This window comes from Enterobacter cancerogenus (assembly GCF_019047785.1).
Lineage (GTDB): Bacteria > Pseudomonadota > Gammaproteobacteria > Enterobacterales > Enterobacteriaceae > Enterobacter > Enterobacter cancerogenus.
Map to the genome: position 1 here is coordinate 327,285 of NZ_CP077290.1, position 15,433 is coordinate 342,717.

Annotated in this window: 15 protein-coding genes; 6 read left to right on the top strand and 9 right to left on the bottom strand. The window is 55.7% G+C overall.

Annotated features, from left to right (window positions below):
- Nucleotides 1-7 precede the first annotated feature (7 nt).
- On the top strand, nucleotides 8-1,003 hold the full coding sequence (locus I6L58_RS01530; RefSeq protein ID WP_088209107.1) for a DUF2891 domain-containing protein: 996 nt from the start codon (nucleotides 8-10) through the stop codon (nucleotides 1,001-1,003).
- Between the two features lie 18 nt (nucleotides 1,004-1,021).
- Here I6L58_RS01530 and I6L58_RS01535 read toward each other — a convergent pair whose 3' ends face one another.
- Nucleotides 1,022-2,452, bottom strand: coding sequence for an MFS transporter (locus I6L58_RS01535; protein WP_088209106.1), 1,431 nt, complete (start codon nucleotides 2,450-2,452; stop codon nucleotides 1,022-1,024).
- A 125-nt stretch (nucleotides 2,453-2,577) separates the two neighbouring features.
- Here I6L58_RS01535 and I6L58_RS01540 point away from each other — a divergent pair, with 125 nt between their 5' ends.
- The 3 genes from I6L58_RS01540 (at nucleotide 2,578) to I6L58_RS01550 (ending at nucleotide 6,207) form a co-directional block, all read left to right on the top strand.
- Nucleotides 2,578-3,483, top strand: a complete 906-nt coding sequence (locus tag I6L58_RS01540) for a LysR family transcriptional regulator (protein WP_088209105.1) — start codon at nucleotides 2,578-2,580, stop codon at nucleotides 3,481-3,483.
- A 236-nt stretch (nucleotides 3,484-3,719) separates the two neighbouring features.
- Nucleotides 3,720-4,085, top strand: coding sequence for a hypothetical protein (locus tag I6L58_RS01545; RefSeq protein WP_088209104.1), 366 nt, complete (start codon nucleotides 3,720-3,722; stop codon nucleotides 4,083-4,085).
- A gap of 10 nt (nucleotides 4,086-4,095) precedes the next feature.
- Nucleotides 4,096-6,207: a pyrroloquinoline quinone-dependent dehydrogenase gene (locus I6L58_RS01550; protein ID WP_088209103.1), complete on the top strand. Its 2,112-nt coding sequence runs from the start codon at nucleotides 4,096-4,098 to the stop codon at nucleotides 6,205-6,207.
- Between the two features lie 158 nt (nucleotides 6,208-6,365).
- Here the strand turns inward: I6L58_RS01550 and I6L58_RS01555 are convergent, their stop codons facing one another.
- The 3 genes from I6L58_RS01555 to I6L58_RS01565 all read right to left on the bottom strand — a co-directional run bounded on the left by I6L58_RS01555 (nucleotide 6,366) and on the right by I6L58_RS01565 (nucleotide 8,818).
- Nucleotides 6,366-7,685 (bottom strand): type II toxin-antitoxin system HipA family toxin, encoded by a 1,320-nt coding sequence (locus I6L58_RS01555; protein ID WP_088209102.1) that lies wholly within the window; start codon nucleotides 7,683-7,685, stop codon nucleotides 6,366-6,368.
- Nucleotides 7,685-7,942, bottom strand: a complete 258-nt coding sequence (hipB, locus tag I6L58_RS01560; RefSeq protein ID WP_088209101.1) for a type II toxin-antitoxin system antitoxin HipB — start codon at nucleotides 7,940-7,942, stop codon at nucleotides 7,685-7,687. Before hipB ends, I6L58_RS01555 begins: the two co-directional genes overlap by 1 nt.
- Before the next feature lie 117 nt (nucleotides 7,943-8,059).
- A complete protein-coding gene (locus tag I6L58_RS01565) occupies nucleotides 8,060-8,818 on the bottom strand; it encodes a DeoR/GlpR family DNA-binding transcription regulator (RefSeq protein WP_088209100.1) in 759 nt (252 codons plus the stop codon).
- 86 nt (nucleotides 8,819-8,904) lie between these two features.
- Here I6L58_RS01565 and I6L58_RS01570 point away from each other — a divergent pair, with 86 nt between their 5' ends.
- Entirely contained in the window at nucleotides 8,905-9,489 is a 585-nt protein-coding gene (locus tag I6L58_RS01570) for an NUDIX domain-containing protein (RefSeq protein WP_006175284.1), read from the top strand.
- Between the two features lie 86 nt (nucleotides 9,490-9,575).
- Entirely contained in the window at nucleotides 9,576-10,334 is a 759-nt protein-coding gene (gene tam, locus I6L58_RS01575; RefSeq protein ID WP_088209099.1) for a trans-aconitate 2-methyltransferase, read from the top strand.
- An 8-nt stretch (nucleotides 10,335-10,342) separates the two neighbouring features.
- Here tam and I6L58_RS01580 read toward each other — a convergent pair whose 3' ends face one another.
- The 5 genes from I6L58_RS01580 to I6L58_RS01600 all read right to left on the bottom strand — a co-directional run bounded on the left by I6L58_RS01580 (nucleotide 10,343) and on the right by I6L58_RS01600 (nucleotide 15,331).
- Nucleotides 10,343-11,533 (bottom strand): cytochrome c biogenesis protein/redoxin, encoded by a 1,191-nt coding sequence (locus I6L58_RS01580; protein ID WP_088209098.1) that lies wholly within the window; start codon nucleotides 11,531-11,533, stop codon nucleotides 10,343-10,345.
- Nucleotides 11,534-11,670: 137 nt separating this feature from the next.
- Nucleotides 11,671-12,969: an ATP-binding protein gene (locus I6L58_RS01585; RefSeq protein ID WP_088209097.1), complete on the bottom strand. Its 1,299-nt coding sequence runs from the start codon at nucleotides 12,967-12,969 to the stop codon at nucleotides 11,671-11,673.
- Nucleotides 12,966-13,706 (bottom strand): response regulator, encoded by a 741-nt coding sequence (locus tag I6L58_RS01590; RefSeq protein WP_006175274.1) that lies wholly within the window; start codon nucleotides 13,704-13,706, stop codon nucleotides 12,966-12,968. The genes I6L58_RS01585 and I6L58_RS01590 overlap by 4 nt, the downstream gene beginning before the upstream one ends.
- A 44-nt stretch (nucleotides 13,707-13,750) precedes the next feature.
- Entirely contained in the window at nucleotides 13,751-14,746 is a 996-nt protein-coding gene (locus I6L58_RS01595; RefSeq protein ID WP_006175273.1) for an alpha/beta fold hydrolase, read from the bottom strand.
- Nucleotides 14,747-14,890: 144 nt separating this feature from the next.
- Nucleotides 14,891-15,331 (bottom strand): GNAT family N-acetyltransferase, encoded by a 441-nt coding sequence (locus tag I6L58_RS01600; protein WP_088209096.1) that lies wholly within the window; start codon nucleotides 15,329-15,331, stop codon nucleotides 14,891-14,893.
- Nucleotides 15,332-15,433: the final 102 nt, after the last annotated feature.

The window sequence follows — 15,433 nt, forward strand, 5'->3', positions numbered from 1 at the left end:
AGCTGTTATGGAATTAACGCAACATCAGGCGGACGCTTTTGCCCGTATGCCTTTAACCTATTTGCGCCAGGAATATCCGAACCACATTATGCACCTGCTTAATGATGACGGGGATGTATTACCGCCTCGCGTGCTGCACCCTGTCTTTTACGGCTGTTTCGACTGGCATTCGGCGGTACACGGCTACTGGCTGCTGCTGCGCTGCGTTCGTCTTTATCCGGATCTGCCGTGCCGGGAGGCGATCGTCGCGCTGTTTGAAGAACACATTACAGCTGAGAACGTGGCGCAGGAGCTGGCTTATTTCAACGCACCGTTCCGCGCCTCCTTTGAGCGCCCTTACGGCTACGGCTGGCTACTGGCGCTGGCTCAGGAACTGAAACACTCCGCATTGCCACAGGCGCAACGCTGGTATCAAACCCTTGAGCCGTTAACTCAGGATATTCGCGACAGGCTGGTGGATTACCTCAGCAAGTTAACGTACCCGATCCGCGTCGGGACGCACTACAACACGGCATTCGCCCTGGCGCTGGCGCTGGATTATGCCCGCGCGGTGCAGGATAGCGCGCTGGAAGAATCTATCCTGGCGGCGGCAAACCGTTTCTATGCCCGCGACACGCACTATCCGGCACATTACGAGCCGGGCGGTGATGAGTATATTTCCGGTGCGCTCACCGAAGCGCTGCTGATGAGCAAAGTGGCCGAACACTTCCCGGCCTGGTTCGACTCATTCCTGCCGAACGTCGGATCGATTACGGCGCTCATGGAACCGGCACAGGTCAGCGACCGTACCGATCCGAAAATTGCTCACCTCGACGGGCTAAACCTCAGCCGCGCCTGGTGCATGAAGCATATCGCCAACGCGCTGCCGGAAAACCATGTAGCGCAACCGGCGCTAAGCAAGGCGGTTGAACAGCATCTGTCCGCCAGCGTTGAGCATGTGGTGGGGAGCCATTATAGCGGCGGGCACTGGCTTGCCAGCTTTGCTCTCCTGGCACTGGAGTAAGGTGAGAAGGGAGCAGCCTCACCGCTGCTCCTGTTCCGATGCACCCGCCCGCACGGGTTTGCGCAGCCTGCTCAGGCTAAACGCGACCGAGGCTGCTGATGCCGCAACGGCAATCCACAGCGACAGATGAACCGCCTGGACATCCAGCCCTGGCCGGGAGGCGGTTGTTATCATCGCTAACACCACGCCAGCCGCGGCGGCCCCAAGACACTGCCCAAAGGTCCTGACGATGGCTAATACCCCGGATGCATAGCTGGCATATTCCCGGGCTACATTCGAGAGCATTTCCCGGTTGTTAGGGCTCTGGAAACAGCCAAAGCCTATACCGCACACCAGGTTACGCAGGCAGATATCCCACGTCGAGGGAGAGGCGGGCAGCATGGCCAGCAGGACTAATCCCACCACAAAAATCATCAGACCCAGGGTCGATATCACCGGCGCAGAGAAAGTATCTGCCCAGCGGCCGGCATGAGGTGCGATCAAGACGATCCCTATCGGCCATGGAGTGAACAGCAGCGCCGCGACAACGGGACTAAAGCCATAGACGTTTTGAAAGAGGAATGGCAGCGCAATAAAGGTTGCCCCCTGACTGACAAAAGAGGCCAACGAGGTCAGGGCGGCCAACGTAAAGCGCGCGTTCTGGAAGATTACCGGCGGCAACAGCGGATCCCGTGTGCGACGGCTGTGCCGGGTAAACGCTACGGCGCTTACGAGGGCGACGCTTGCCCAACTCAAAACATCCGTGTTGATGCCCTGTAAGCCGGAAAAACTGTTGGCCGTCATCACCGTGGCACCTAAAAACATCGCCGAGAGCAGGGCACCGGGCACGTCAAACGGCGTTTTATCGACAGCTTTCGGGCGTGGCAACGCGTTGCAGGCCAGCCACAGCGCGACGGTGCCCGGAATAACGTTGATCGCGAACAGCCATTGCCAGCTCAGGGCGTGCAGTATCACACCGCCGAGCACGGGCGCGATGGCGGTACTTGAGGCGATGAGCAGGGCGTGCAGGCCGAGCACGCGCCCCAGCAGTCGTCCCGGAAAGACGGAGCGCAGTATTGCCGGGGCGATGCTTAACGTGGCGGCACCGGCAATGCCCTGTATCACCCGCATGCCAATCAGCAGCTCCGCAGAACTTGCCAGCGCACAGCCTAACGAAGCCAGCGTAAATGCTGCAAGGCCGTACAGAAACACGGGCCGAAATCCCACGCGAGTCGCGAGCGCCGCAAAGATGGCAAGCATCATCGCGGCCGCCAGCAGATAAGCGTTGGCGAACCAGACGGCGACGCTGGCGGAGACGTGCAGCGCGTTCGCCATTGAGGGCAGCGCAATGTTGATCATGGTGCCATCAAATACGCCCATTAGCGTCGTCGTCATAACGGCGGCCATCACTCGCGCGCGCGCGTGACCTGGTAGCCCCTCATCGCCGGGCTGATGTGAAAAGAGCATCATGGTGTTTACTCCTGCAGTCAGGTTTTGATGACGAAACTATAAACATGGGATATAACGGGCGGAAGGCGCAGCGTTTGCACTTAATCGTTGCATGAAACGCCTTATCACTTTCTCACGAGGCTTGTATGGCGGACCCGGATCTTAATTTGCTTGTTGCGCTTGATGTACTGCTCACCGAAGCCAGCGTGGCCGGCGCAGCACGGCGTTTAAACCTCAGTACATCGGCCATGAGCCGCACGTTGAGCAGGCTGCGTGATGTGACGGGCGATCCGATTCTGGTTCGCGCAGGCCGCAATATGGTCCTGACGCCCTGGGCTGAAGCCGCCAGAGAGCGTGCCAGAAATGCGGTGCACGAGGCGAGGGTGGTTCTTCAGCCGTCCGCCGACACACTGAAGGTGGAAGAACTTGCGCGGCTTTTCACCATCAGAGCGAACGATGGCTTTGTGGTCGCGTTTGGACCCGCGCTGATTGCATCCGTCGCAAAAGCGGCCCCTGACGTCTGTTTGCGATTTGCGCCGAAACCGGAGAAAACCTCGCGCTATTTGCGTGAAGGCCTGGTTGATCTGGAAATCGGTGTGCAAAGCAACATGGGGCCAGAGATCCGCATTCAGCGACTGTTCCAGGATCGTTTTGTCGGCGCGGTTCGCAAAGCGCACCCGCTGGTTTCATTGCCAAAGATAGACGTGAATGCCTTTATTTCCTGGGGACATGTGGTTGCAGCGCCCGACGGCTCGCTCAACGGTTTTGTCGACGAAGCGCTGGCGGAGCTGGGCCTTAAACGTAAAGTCGCCAGCGTCGTCCCCGGTTTTCCGACTGCATTATCGGTGGCGCTGGAATCCAGTCTCATCGCGATGGTGCCCGCACTGTATCTGCTGAACCAGCAGATGACCGACAAACTGCATATTTTCGAATTACCGTTTACTGCCCGGGTCATAACGGTTTCGCAAATGTGGCACCCTAAAATGGAAAATGATCCGGGTCACCGGTGGTTACGGGAGAAGGTGCGGGAAGTCTGTCGGGCGGTGTCGTGATGAACAGGGAAGGGGCTGGTACAACACCGCCCCGAATTGTAAGCAACACGTGCTACGTTGGCATCTGTCTCGCCCACAAAAAATATCCTCTTCTATACTCAGTTACGTTTAGTGAATTTTGCCGCTGTTCTTCACATCGCATTGATTTCTTGGCCTTCGCCTGCGCGAATAACAGTCGCACATGCTCACAAAACACGTTGAGTTTATGATTCATTTTTTTAAGGGGATTTCCTGGTATGTTGCATTCTCACTCTTCCCGGGTCGGGAGCATATTGCTGCTACTGGCCGCGGTAATCAGTTTCGCGGTGGCGCTATACGCCTGGTTAACGCCGCTTACGGGCGTCACCGGTACCATCGGGGCACTGGGCGTCGTCATCGCCAGCGCCGTACTGGCGATACTGACCTTACTGTTACGTGCCGCCACCCGTCGCGGTGCGCGCATTTTCCTGATCATCGTCACTCTTGTGGTGCTGTTTGGTATTGGTTTCGCCGCCGCGCTACTGCACCAGTACATCATCACCGCAGCCATGGTGGTCGGCCTGATTGGTCTGATTGCGCTTTGCAGCAATTCCGCCCGTCACAATCAACGCGTCAGCGCCTGAGGAGCCACCCGTGCATAACAATAAACACTACCCGTTATTAAAAGTCAGCATGACAACACTCGCATTGCTGGTCACACCGCTAACACAGGCGCAGGATAAAGCCGCTGAGGCCTCACAGGGGACTCAGGAAGAGCTCAACGTCGACGCCGCCGATCAGCAAAAACAGGGAACCACCAAAACCACGAATGAGGCTTCTACCGGCAAAAGCGTGGGGCAGAATGTCGCTTCAGCCAGCCAACCGGCCACGCCGCTGGTACCTTCTGAGGCCATCTGGGATAGCTTTCACGGGCAACTCAACGCGCAGAAATACAGCCCGTTGAAACAGATCACGGCGGAGAACGTTAACAAATTAACCAAGGTGTGGGAGTTTCATACCGGTGACGTGTCGGATGGGAAAGGGGAGACGCCTGCTACCGTCTGGTCAGCGACGCCAATTTTTGCCAATCAGACCATTTACATTGGTACCCCTTTTGATCGCCTGATAGCGCTGGATCCGGGGACGGGCAAAGAGAAGTGGCATTATGACACGAAATCTTCTCGAAAAGCGCTCACTCAGCCGGTACTGAAAAACCGCGGTGTCTCTTACTGGCAGGCAAAACAACCGGTCGCCGGAGAAGCCTGTCAGAAAATCGTTTATATGGGCACCGTTGATGGCAAGCTCTTTGCGTTGGATGCCGATTCAGGCAAACCGTGCAGCGGCTTTGCGGACAATGGCGTGCTGGATATCAATCAGTGGAACACGGAGAATGCCAAATATCCGCTGTCCATTCTTCAGCCACCAACGGTGGTCGGTAATCATCTGCTTGTAGGCTGGGCCGGCAAGGACTGGGCGTATGCTGAAGCACCTCCAGGCACCGTATTTTCATTCAACGCTCAGACCGGCAAGCGGGAATGGTCTTTCGAAGCGATCCCCGCTGACATCCGCAAACGCACCGGAACGGCCAACGTCTGGACACATATGTCTGCCGACGAGGCGAACGGGCTGGTCTACCTTCCGGTCTCATCTCCATCACCTAACTACTGGGGCGGTAATCGTGTCGACGCTATTCCCCTCGGCACGTCGACCACCGCGCTGGACATCAATACAGGCAAAGTGGTCTGGTCGCGTCAATGGGTGCACCATGATGTGTGGGATTACGATATTAACTCTGCGCCAACGCTGATGGATATCACCGTCAACGGCAAACAGATCCCGGCACTGGTTCAGGCAACCAAGCAGGGCTTTTTGTTTGTGGTTAACCGTCTTACGGGGGAAGATGTATGGCCTATCGAAGAACGCCCGGTACCGCAGGGTGATGGTTCAGTGAAGGGGGAAGTTCTTTCGCCTACGCAGCCGTTCCCCACCAAACCTGCGCCGCTGCTGGACCAGTCGAAAAAACCAGCCATCTGGAAACTGGCAGATGTTGTCGGTGCCGGGCAATGTAGCCGCCTTTGGGATAACTTGACCTATGAAGGTATGTACACGCCGCCAACAACGAAAGGCGAGGGCGCACTGACCTATCCGGACAGTGCGGGTGGTGTTCAATGGGGTGGCGTGGCGTTTGACCCGCATAAACAAATTGCTATCGTTAACACCTCCCACATTGTTCAGTATGTGAAGCTGTATAGCCGCGAAGACTACGACAAAGCGGATAAAAGCGCCGGCAATGAGAGTGGTTTTGCACCACAGGAAGGGGCACCTTACGGCCTGCGCCTGATGGTCGCGAACAACTGGCTGGGCATGCCATGCTGGCAGCCACCGTTTGGTGAAATCGTGGCGCTGGATATGCATACGGGGGATGTTAAATGGCGTCGTCCGATAGGTGCATCGCAGCAGTATGGCTTCTTTATGCCGGAAAGTTGGGGTTCTCCTACCATCGGTGGCCCGGCTGTGACCGCGGGCGGCGTGATTTTCATTGGCGCCTCAATGGACGCCAAAGTGCGCGCCTACTCGGTAGAGACCGGCGAAGAGTTGTGGTCCGATCAGGTCGAGGCGCCAGCGGTTGCCAACCCGTCGGTGTATGAGTATAAGGGTCGCCAGTATGTGGCTTTCGTTGCCGGCGGCAATACCATTCTGAAGGATCAGGTTGGCGACCAGGTGGTGGTTTACGCGCTGCCTGAATATGTCCTCAAACTTCCATAGTGCTTTATAAGAAGAGACAGGGCATCCAGTCATTAGCTGGGGTCGCTACCAATTATCTCATTTAACATAATATACATTATGCGCACTAACATATCATCACATCAAAACCAGTAATTCTACAACGTCATTGACCACCTTCATCGCATCACCCAGACCGCTCATTTTCCAACCTCTTTACATAACCGCGCATGCAACCGGAGTACGTTGGACGTTATCGACGTCGCCACCTTGTCGCAAAAACCTTCCGGCAGCGAATCCATAACCTCATTAAGCGCCAGCGGGACGTGATCTGCGAACGACTGCATAATCTCTCTCATCCGATCCTCCGGGAACTTCACCGCTTTTGCAGTTGCCATAAAATGGCGCGGATGAATTTTATCGATGGCATTTTTTCGGCCCCTGGTTGCCGTCAGGCCCATTGCCAGTTTCAAATCGCTGATGTGAATACCGGCGCCACCGAGTACCGGGAATGCCGAGATGATGTCATAAAATGGCGTCAGCCGATAACTTCCGCCCGCCTGTATAAATACCGAGAAATTTTTAGCATGGCCGTCGGTTGCGCCCAACAGCCACTGAAACACCTGGAACTTCATAAAGTTGTGGCGATCTTTCAGTGCAGCGCTAGAGCCGAGTAAAAATGACATGATTTGCGCAATGCCGGGGCCACCGTCGGATTCGTACTTTAACGAGGAAGGCAGTCCGAATGTCTGACACATATCTTCCTGAGGCAGCCGCAGTAACACGGTGTGGTCTGCATTCCAGCGCCTGTCGAAGCGTTCCACGGCAAGCGCGCGCACCCTGCCCGCGTTGATGATTTCCGCTTTCGGCACCTCAAAACCCAGTGCGTTTGCGAACTTGAGGCAGAAATATTCGTTATCGACGCTGTCGCGTAAATCCAGCGTAGCGTTAGGCTGCCTGATTTCGCCGATCGGCAACTTAATGATATGGGTCGTTGGCGTCGTGCCTTTCGGGATGCACCAGTCATCTCCCTTCTTTAATAACGCCGTCTTTTCCTGGGCGCCGGCGACGGAAATGCGAAAATCATTTTCGTCATCAATCATCCCCAGTGGAATATCGGATTTATAGGCCGAGAGGATTGCTTCCAGCTTCTGCTCGCTGAGCGTTTCCCAGGCCATGACCGGATTAAGGCTCGCTTCTTCTGGCGGCAGTAACGTCACGGCGCCCACGCTGTCGCGACCTATTTCTGAAAGTAAATCAAAAGGTTGTTTAGATTTCGCCTGATAGCGCTTCACGATGCGATCCCTGACGACAGGACTATCCGGCAGGAGGTTATCAAAGAAGTTAAAAACGGCATCAGAGGTGATATTACCGGTTTGCAGCGGCAGAGATAACGACAAAGGTCGGGCGTACGGGCTTGAAAGCCACGTTTTGTCATACCTGTACGTATGTGCGCCGGTTGGCAATTTCGTCAGTTCACCGACGCGTTCGTTATTCATCCATGTCACTAATGTCGGCATTACCAGTCCAGCTCCTGTGGATTATCGGCAACCGCATGGTCTGCTTCGTGCAAAGACACGCTCATCTCAAGCGACTGGAGTATCTTAAAAAACGTCGCCAGCGTGGTATTGTCCGGGGCATTTTCAAAATTGGAAATCGTCGCCTGCTTAATGCCTATCTTTTTTGCCAGCTCACTCTGGGTCCAGTTGTTTTTTTGGCGGACCAGCCTCATGGCGTTCGCCAGCTGCGTCGGACTGTATATCATGGATGCTTTCATCGTGTCTCGCTCTCACCGTGAGTTTATCCCCTATCGGGGATAAGCACAGTATTATCCCCGATAGGGGATAAATCAAATAATATCCCTTCTAAGGGATAACGAAACCTGGTTTAGCGGTTACGCGGCCTTAACGACTGAAACGCCCTTTTCTTCGATGGCATTTATCCACGCGCGATCGGTATTCGCTTCAACCACAATCGTATTGGCGAGCGACAGGCCGCCGATAACAAAAGATGATGCCGCGTTGATTTTTTCCGGCGAAGCGAGCACGACCGTCTCTGCAGCTCTGCCTGAGAAAGCGCGTTTGATAGAGGCTTCTTCATAATCACCGGTTGTCAGCCCGGCTTCCGGATGGATGCCCGTGACGCCCATAAAGAACAGGTCGGCCTGGATCTTTTCAATGCCCTCCACTGCCGCCGCGCCGACCGTCACAATGGAGTGTTTGTAGAGCCGACCTCCAATCAAAATCACCTCGATGAAAGGATGATTGATAAGGCCCAGCGCAATGCCCGGGCTGTGCGTCACAACGGTAATGTTCAAATCCTGCGGCAGAAAGGTAATCAGCTCGGACGTCGTGGTTCCTCCGTCGATAATCACAACCTGACCTGGCGAAATCAGCTGCGCGCCACAGCGGGCTACGTTTTTTTTGGCATCCACCTTTAAAGTCTGGCGTTCGGCAAAAGGTGCCGTCGCGGATGATGCCGGCAGCGCCCCGCCGTGAACGCGCTGTAAACGCCCTTCTGCCGCAAGCTCACGTAAATCGCGGCGGATGGTATCCTCCGAAACGCCAAAATGAAGGCTTAACGCCTTCGATTGCACCTGTCCGTCGGCGTGGAGTATGTCGAGAATAAATTGCTTTCGCTGGCTGGTCAGCATAATCAGATCCTGAAGTTGCATGTTTTATCTTGATGATGCACGTTATTGCTGCTTATTATAGCTTCTCACCCTAAGGAGAAGCAAACATGCCCTTACAACGTGCAGATATACGCATTATCGCGGACGAAATATTGTCCAATAACTGGTACAGCCTGAAAAAATACACATTCGACCGCCAGCGCCACGACGGGGAGTGGCAGCGTCAGACTCGTGAGGTCTACGACCGGGGAAACGGGGCGACGATTTTGCTCTACAACCGCGACAAAAAGACGGTCATTTTGACGCGCCAGTTCCGATTTCCGGTATTTATCAATGGTCATGCGGGCGATCTCATTGAGGCCGCTGCCGGGCTTCTCGATAATCTGGATCCTGAAAGCCGTATTAAGGCGGAAGCCGAGGAAGAGACCGGTTTTCGGGTATCGCGCGTGGAAAAAGTGTTCGAGGCCTACATGAGCCCTGGCTCGGTCACGGAAAAACTCTATTTCTTCCTCGCGGAATATCACCCCCAGGATCGGGCCAGCGCCGGTGGCGGGATCAAGGCTGAAGGCGAAGATATCGAGGTGCTGGAGCTTACGCTCGACGAGGCGTTAAAGGGCATTGAAAAGGGTCTGATCGTCGACGGTAAAACCATCATGCTGCTGTATCACGTTGCGCTGAAAGGCATTTTATAGGCTTGTGTCTTAACAGCTGCCTGCCGCCGTGCAGGTGGCTGCCTGTGCTATTCTTGCTGAACCATGCATGACGGAGATGTTAATAAATGGCCGACTGGAATCCCTCTCTTTACCTGCAATATGGTGAAGAACGCACACGACCCGCCGCAGAACTGCTCGCTCGCGTTCAGCTTGATGATGCCGCCTCGATTGTCGATTTGGGTTGCGGCCCCGGAAACAGTACCGCGTTGCTTCGCCAGCGCTGGCCTGATGCCGACATTACCGGGGTGGATAATTCTCCGGCGATGCTGGAGGAAGCACGAGCTGCCCTGCCCGGCTGCCGCTTCGTAGAGGCGGATATCCGCCAGTACAAGCCGCAGGAACCGCTTAGCCTGATTTACGCCAACGCCTCGCTGCAGTGGATACCCAATCATTACGATCTGCTGCCGCATCTGGTTTCCCTGCTGCGCTTAAACGGTGTGCTGGCGATCCAGATGCCGGATAACTGGCTCGAACCAACCCACGTCGCCATGCGTGACGTGGCCAGCGAACAAGGCTACCCGAACCGTGGTCGGGAACCGCTGCCGGGCGTTCACGCCTATTACGATATTCTGACGGAGGCAGGCTGCGAGGTGGATATCTGGCGGACCACCTATTTCCACAAAATGGGTTCACATCAGGCGATTATTGACTGGGTCAGTGCGACGGGTTTACGCCCGTGGTTGCAGGATCTCAACGAGAGTGAGCAGAAAAACTACCTCAAACGCTACCATCAGCTGCTGGAAGCGCAGTATCCGCTCCAGGAAAACGGGCAGATACTGCTGGCCTTTCCACGACTGTTTATTGTCGCCAAACGCGTACCCTGAGGCGACGATCAGGAGCGGGCTTCTTTCAGCAGCTGCTGAATAACCTGCTCCTGTTTTTCATAATCCTCCTCGCCAAAAGCGGTGTAACGCAGTTGGCCTTTCGCATCGAAGTAATAGTGTGCGGGCCAGTACTGATTGCCGAACGCGGTCCAGATTTTATAGTTATTATCCGCCACTACCCGGTACGGCAATTGCCATTTATTCACCGCGTTTTTAACGGACGAAAGCGGTTTTTCCCACGGGTATTCTGGCGTATGGACACCGATAACGACCAGGCCCTGCGACTGGTATTTATTCGCCCAGTCACGCATATGCGGCAGCGTATGCTGGCAGTTAATGCAGTCCCAGGTCCAGAAATCGATCAGGACCACCTTGCCTCGTAGTGATTCAGAAGTGACAGGGTCACCATTTACCCAACCGGTTCCGCCGTCCAGAGAAGGTAACTGGCTGGTCGTCGTCGTTTGCACCACAGGCTGCAGTTTCACCCCGGTACTGGCGGGTTTAACCAGTGTTAAGAGCGTATTCTCGAGCCGATCGGCAAGCCCGTTGGCCCCTTGCAACGCCGAGGTCATTCCGGTGGCGTTGAATACCACGGCGACCAGCATCATGACGCCCGCCCCCTGACGCAGTCGCTCCATAAGGGCCGATTTTGCCCGTAAAGGCGCCATCAGCCGGCGTCCGCCCACGGCAAGCAGCCCCAGCATCACCGCACAACCGCTGCCGTATGCGGCGAGCAGCGCGCCGGTTGCGATAGCCGAATGGCCAGCAATGTTGATGCTAAAAATCGCGCCAAGGATCGGTCCGGCACAGGGTGACCAGAGCAGCCCTACCGCCAGCCCGCCGAGGAAAGCGGAAAGCACCCCGCGCGTCTGTCCACTGCGGGCGTTTAACACATTTCCTGCGGCAACTGCAGGCCCGGCAATGCGTTGAGCAAACTGCGGAAAGATCAGCGCCAGGGCCGCTACCGCAAGAATAACGAGAGCAACCCCGCGCCCTATCACCGTCGCCTGTGCAATGCTGTCGCTGGCAACCGTGACGACCATCGCCACCAGGGTAAACATCACGATCATACCGGAGAGGAGCGCCAGGATCTGACGGCGCTGTCCCTGGAAACCCGCAAACAGCAGCGGAATAACCGGGAGCGTACAGGGGCTGAGCAGACTTATCATCCCGCCCAAAAAAGCGATTATCAGAAACATAATGACCTCACATATCAGAGTGGCTGCGAAACTGCAGTGGGGTCATTTGAACGTACTGATGTATTCAGGTTATGTGCAAAACGGCGAATTTTGTCTTTCAGCGTATCGCGGTGGCAATGCGATACAAAGCCGTACAATTACCGGCGTGGCAGCGTGACGCTCACGTCCAGCCCGCCTTCTGCCCGGTTGGCCAGATGCAGTTTGCCGTTGAGCTGGGCGGTAAGTTGGGTGGCGATTGCCAGCCCTAGCCCGGTTCCGCCGGTCTCGCGGTTACGCGACGTCTCGACCCGGTAGAATGGCTGCAGTACCGCCTCGATCTCCGCCTCCGGGATCCCCGGGCCGTTATCCAGAATATGAATAACAACCTCTTCTTCACTGATATTATCAATTCTGATGATGGCCTCTCCGCCAAACTTCAGGGCATTATCGAGCAGGTTGGTCATCACCCTGCGTAGCGCCTGCGGACGCGTGACGATGGGCAATCGCGCCTCGTTTGCATGAAACTGCACGTTTTTACCAATGTCCTGATAGTCGCTGGCAATACTGTTGATCCACGCGTTAAGTTCCATCTTTAGCATGGTCTCTTCGAGGGTTTCTGATGACCGGGCATACGCAATGCCTTCACGTACCAGGCGCGACATATTGTCCAGGTCATTCAGCAGCTTGTCGCGAAGTTCTGGCTGTTCGGCCATCTCCACGCGCAGCTTCATGCGGGTTATGGGGGTCTGAAGATCGTGCGAAATCGAGGCCAGGATTTGCGCCCGCTCCCGCAGGTAGGACTGAATGCGCGACTGCATCGCATTAAACGCGTGTGCCGCCCGACGGACTTCCATCGGCCCTTTCTCCGTCATGGGCATGTTAGCGGCGGGATCGAGGGTGTCCACCGCGCGCGTGAACTGTGAAAATGGCCGCACCACCTGACGCACGGCAATCCATGAGCAAAGCGCAACCAGCAGCAGCTGCAAAACCAGCACTACGGGAAGCCAGCTGGCGACCGGCGGCATGCGGGGGATCAGATCGATGGTTAACGGCGCGCCGTCGCTCAGCGTCAGATGCGCCTGAATGTGCGAGATCGGCCCGGGAACGGCGGTAAAGTACAACGGGTAGCTGTCTGCCAGCGTCTCTTTTAAGGTGCGAATGGCGTCGCGCGAGCGTTTATCCCGGGGAGGAGAACCCGGCTCTCCCGGCCCGAGCAGATAACGATAGTTACCCCGGTCAAGGCGATCCAGCCACTGCGGACGTTCGTTCGCCGGCAGCCTGTCCAGGATGGCCACGCTGGTCGCCACATCATATTCCAGATTACCGAGCATCACCGTGCGTGCGCTGCGCATTCGCTCGTAAAGTACCAGAGTCAGGCTGAGAGAGTTAGCCAGCAACAGTCCCAGAAGCACAATAATCAGCAGCCGGGCCAGTAGCGAACGGGGCCAAAGGGTCATTCATTTGCCTCGATAATGGTCACGGGCATGGTGAAAACATAGCCTTCGCTGCGCACGGTTTTGATATAGGCAGGTGTGCGGGCATCCTCATTGAGACGCTGGCGAACGCGGCTCACCAGAAGGTCGATCGAACGTTCGAATAGCTCGGCATCTCGCCCCTGCGTCAGGTTCAGCAGCTGGTCGCGTGTCAGCACGCGCTGTGGATGGTCGAGGAACACGCGCAGAAGCCGGTACTCCGCCCCGCTCAACGCTACCACCATACCTTCATTGTCGATGAGATGGCGGGCAACGGTATCCAGCTGCCATTCGCCAAACACCACTAAACGACCGGCCTCGGTAACCTGCAGATTGGGCGGCATGGTGCGGAAACGGCGCAGGATGGCTTTGATCCGCGCCAACAGTTCGCGAGCGACAAAGGGTTTGACAACGTAATCGTCGGCCCCCATTTCCAGGCCGAGGATCCGGTCGGTCTCTTCGTTTCGTGCGGTAAGCATCAGGATCGGCAAATCTTTAAATTTGCTGCTGCGTAGCTGTCGACAGAGGGTTAGTCCGTCATCGCCAGGCATCATGACGTCCAGCACCACCAGGTCGATATGCTGTTTATCAAGCACCACGCGCATCTCTTTGCCGTTAGCCGCGCCGGAGGCGAGATAGCCTGATTTATTAAGGTAATCGACGATTAAGTCACGAATATCCCTGTCGTCATCGACGACAAGGATATGATCAATATGCTCCACCGCAGGCTCCTGACAGAAGGGTAACCAATTGAAAATAGCACATATCAGAGCTTGTCAGCGTCGATAACCGCCTTAGCAAAATCCTGCGGATCTTCCTGCGGTGGATTGTGACCAACGGTTGCCCCAAAGGTGCGGTGTTCATATTTACCGGTAAATTTGCCCGCATAGGCCTCAGGTGCAGGGTGTGGCGCGCCATTGTTACCGCCTTCGATAGTGATCGTCGGTACGGTGATGTTCGGCAGCGCAGCAAGTTTTTGCTCGTAGGCATCATATTTGCGCTCGCCTTTTTCCAGCCCTAAACGCCAGCGGTAGTTGCTGAGGGTGACGGCGACGTGGTCCGGGTTATCGAGCGAGGCGGCGCTGGCGTTAAAGGTCGCGTCGGTAAATTTCCAGTCAGGAGATGCCTGGGACCAGATCAGGCGGGCAAAGTCATGCGTATTTTTGGCGTAGCCTTCTGCCCCGCGTGCGGTAGCGAAATAGAATTGATACCACCACTGTACTTCCGCTTTGGGAGGCAGCGGTTTTTCGCCGATCGCCTGGCTACTGATGAGATATCCGCTGACCGATACAAGGGATTTCACCCGCTCCGGCCAGAGCGCGGCGACGATATCCGCCGTACGGGCACCCCAGTCATAGCCCGCGAAGACCGCTTGCTTGATATTCAGGGCATCCATCAGGTTAACGATGTCTTTCGCCATCGCCGACGGCTGGCCGTTGCGCGGCGTTTTGTCCGAGATAAACCGCGTGGTGCCGTAGCCACGAAGAGAAGGCACGATTACGCGATACCCCTTCGCCGCCAGCAGGGGCGCAACGTCCGCGTAACTGTGAATGTCATACGGCCAGCCGTGCAACAATATGACGGGCTGCCCATCTTTCGGGCCGATATCGACATAGCCAACGTTAAGATCGCCGGCGTTGATTTGGTGGACCTGATTAAAGGCGTTTTTGTAATCGGCTCCGGTAACTTCAGCCTGGCAGGACATGACGGTGCCGAGAGAAACGGTTAACGCGAGTGTGGAATAAGCGAGTTTGCTAAACATGATGTTATCTCCGAGTGAGTACAGTTGACGGGGATATAACACCACTGTTTTGTATAGCGGATATGTGTGAAAGGCTCTTTATTGCATGCCTGTGTATGTATCTCCGGCACAGATACACTGTGATACAAACCCAGGCATAAAGGCTTAGAGCGAGATACGATAACGAACGTAATCGTCCGCTTCGCCAAATTTGTCGTACAGCTTGCGCGCCGGATTATTGTGTCGGGTGACCCAGTAAAGTTTTGACCACCCTTCGCGCTTGCCCTCTTCCATCAGCGCATCGATTAACGCCTTCCCGGCCCCCGCCCCCCTGACCTCAGCGTCGACAAACAGATCCTCAAGATAGCAAATCGGCGCCGTTGACCATGTGCCGTCATGCAACACGCACAGGGCGAAACCCACCACCTTGCCCTCGATTTCAGCAACGCGGCACAACAGAGCAGAATCTGGGTTTAGCGCGCGTTGCCAGGTGGAGGCCGTAACGGATTCATCCAGTTCACAGTCATAAAAATGGGTATATCCATCCCACAGCGTGCGCCACCGGGGGTAATCATCTTCACGTAAAGCACGTACCGTTACGGCCATGTCTTCCTCACTCATTAATGTTCAGGAACGAGAGATTCTCAGTCTGGATTGTGGTAATGATGAAAATACCAGAAGGTGCGCAAATGCATAACGCTAAAAAAA

What these genes read in the sequence shown, in the direction of transcription:
- I6L58_RS01530 (WP_088209107.1), top strand. Translation starts at nt 8, where the DNA reads ATGGAATTAACGCAACATCAGGCGGACGCTTTTGCCCGTATGCCTTTA.
- I6L58_RS01535 (WP_088209106.1), bottom strand. Translation starts at nt 2,452, where the DNA reads ATGATGCTCTTTTCACATCAGCCCGGCGATGAGGGGCTACCAGGTCAC.
- I6L58_RS01540 (WP_088209105.1), top strand. Translation starts at nt 2,578, where the DNA reads ATGGCGGACCCGGATCTTAATTTGCTTGTTGCGCTTGATGTACTGCTC.
- I6L58_RS01545 (WP_088209104.1), top strand. Translation starts at nt 3,720, where the DNA reads ATGTTGCATTCTCACTCTTCCCGGGTCGGGAGCATATTGCTGCTACTG.
- I6L58_RS01555 (WP_088209102.1), bottom strand. Translation starts at nt 7,685, where the DNA reads ATGCCGACATTAGTGACATGGATGAATAACGAACGCGTCGGTGAACTG.
- hipB (WP_088209101.1), bottom strand. Translation starts at nt 7,942, where the DNA reads ATGAAAGCATCCATGATATACAGTCCGACGCAGCTGGCGAACGCCATG.
- I6L58_RS01565 (WP_088209100.1), bottom strand. Translation starts at nt 8,818, where the DNA reads ATGCTGACCAGCCAGCGAAAGCAATTTATTCTCGACATACTCCACGCC.
- I6L58_RS01570 (WP_006175284.1), top strand. Translation starts at nt 8,905, where the DNA reads ATGCCCTTACAACGTGCAGATATACGCATTATCGCGGACGAAATATTG.
- tam (WP_088209099.1), top strand. Translation starts at nt 9,576, where the DNA reads ATGGCCGACTGGAATCCCTCTCTTTACCTGCAATATGGTGAAGAACGC.
- I6L58_RS01580 (WP_088209098.1), bottom strand. Translation starts at nt 11,533, where the DNA reads ATGTTTCTGATAATCGCTTTTTTGGGCGGGATGATAAGTCTGCTCAGC.
- I6L58_RS01585 (WP_088209097.1), bottom strand. Translation starts at nt 12,969, where the DNA reads ATGACCCTTTGGCCCCGTTCGCTACTGGCCCGGCTGCTGATTATTGTG.
- I6L58_RS01595 (WP_006175273.1), bottom strand. Translation starts at nt 14,746, where the DNA reads ATGTTTAGCAAACTCGCTTATTCCACACTCGCGTTAACCGTTTCTCTC.
- I6L58_RS01600 (WP_088209096.1), bottom strand. Translation starts at nt 15,331, where the DNA reads ATGGCCGTAACGGTACGTGCTTTACGTGAAGATGATTACCCCCGGTGG.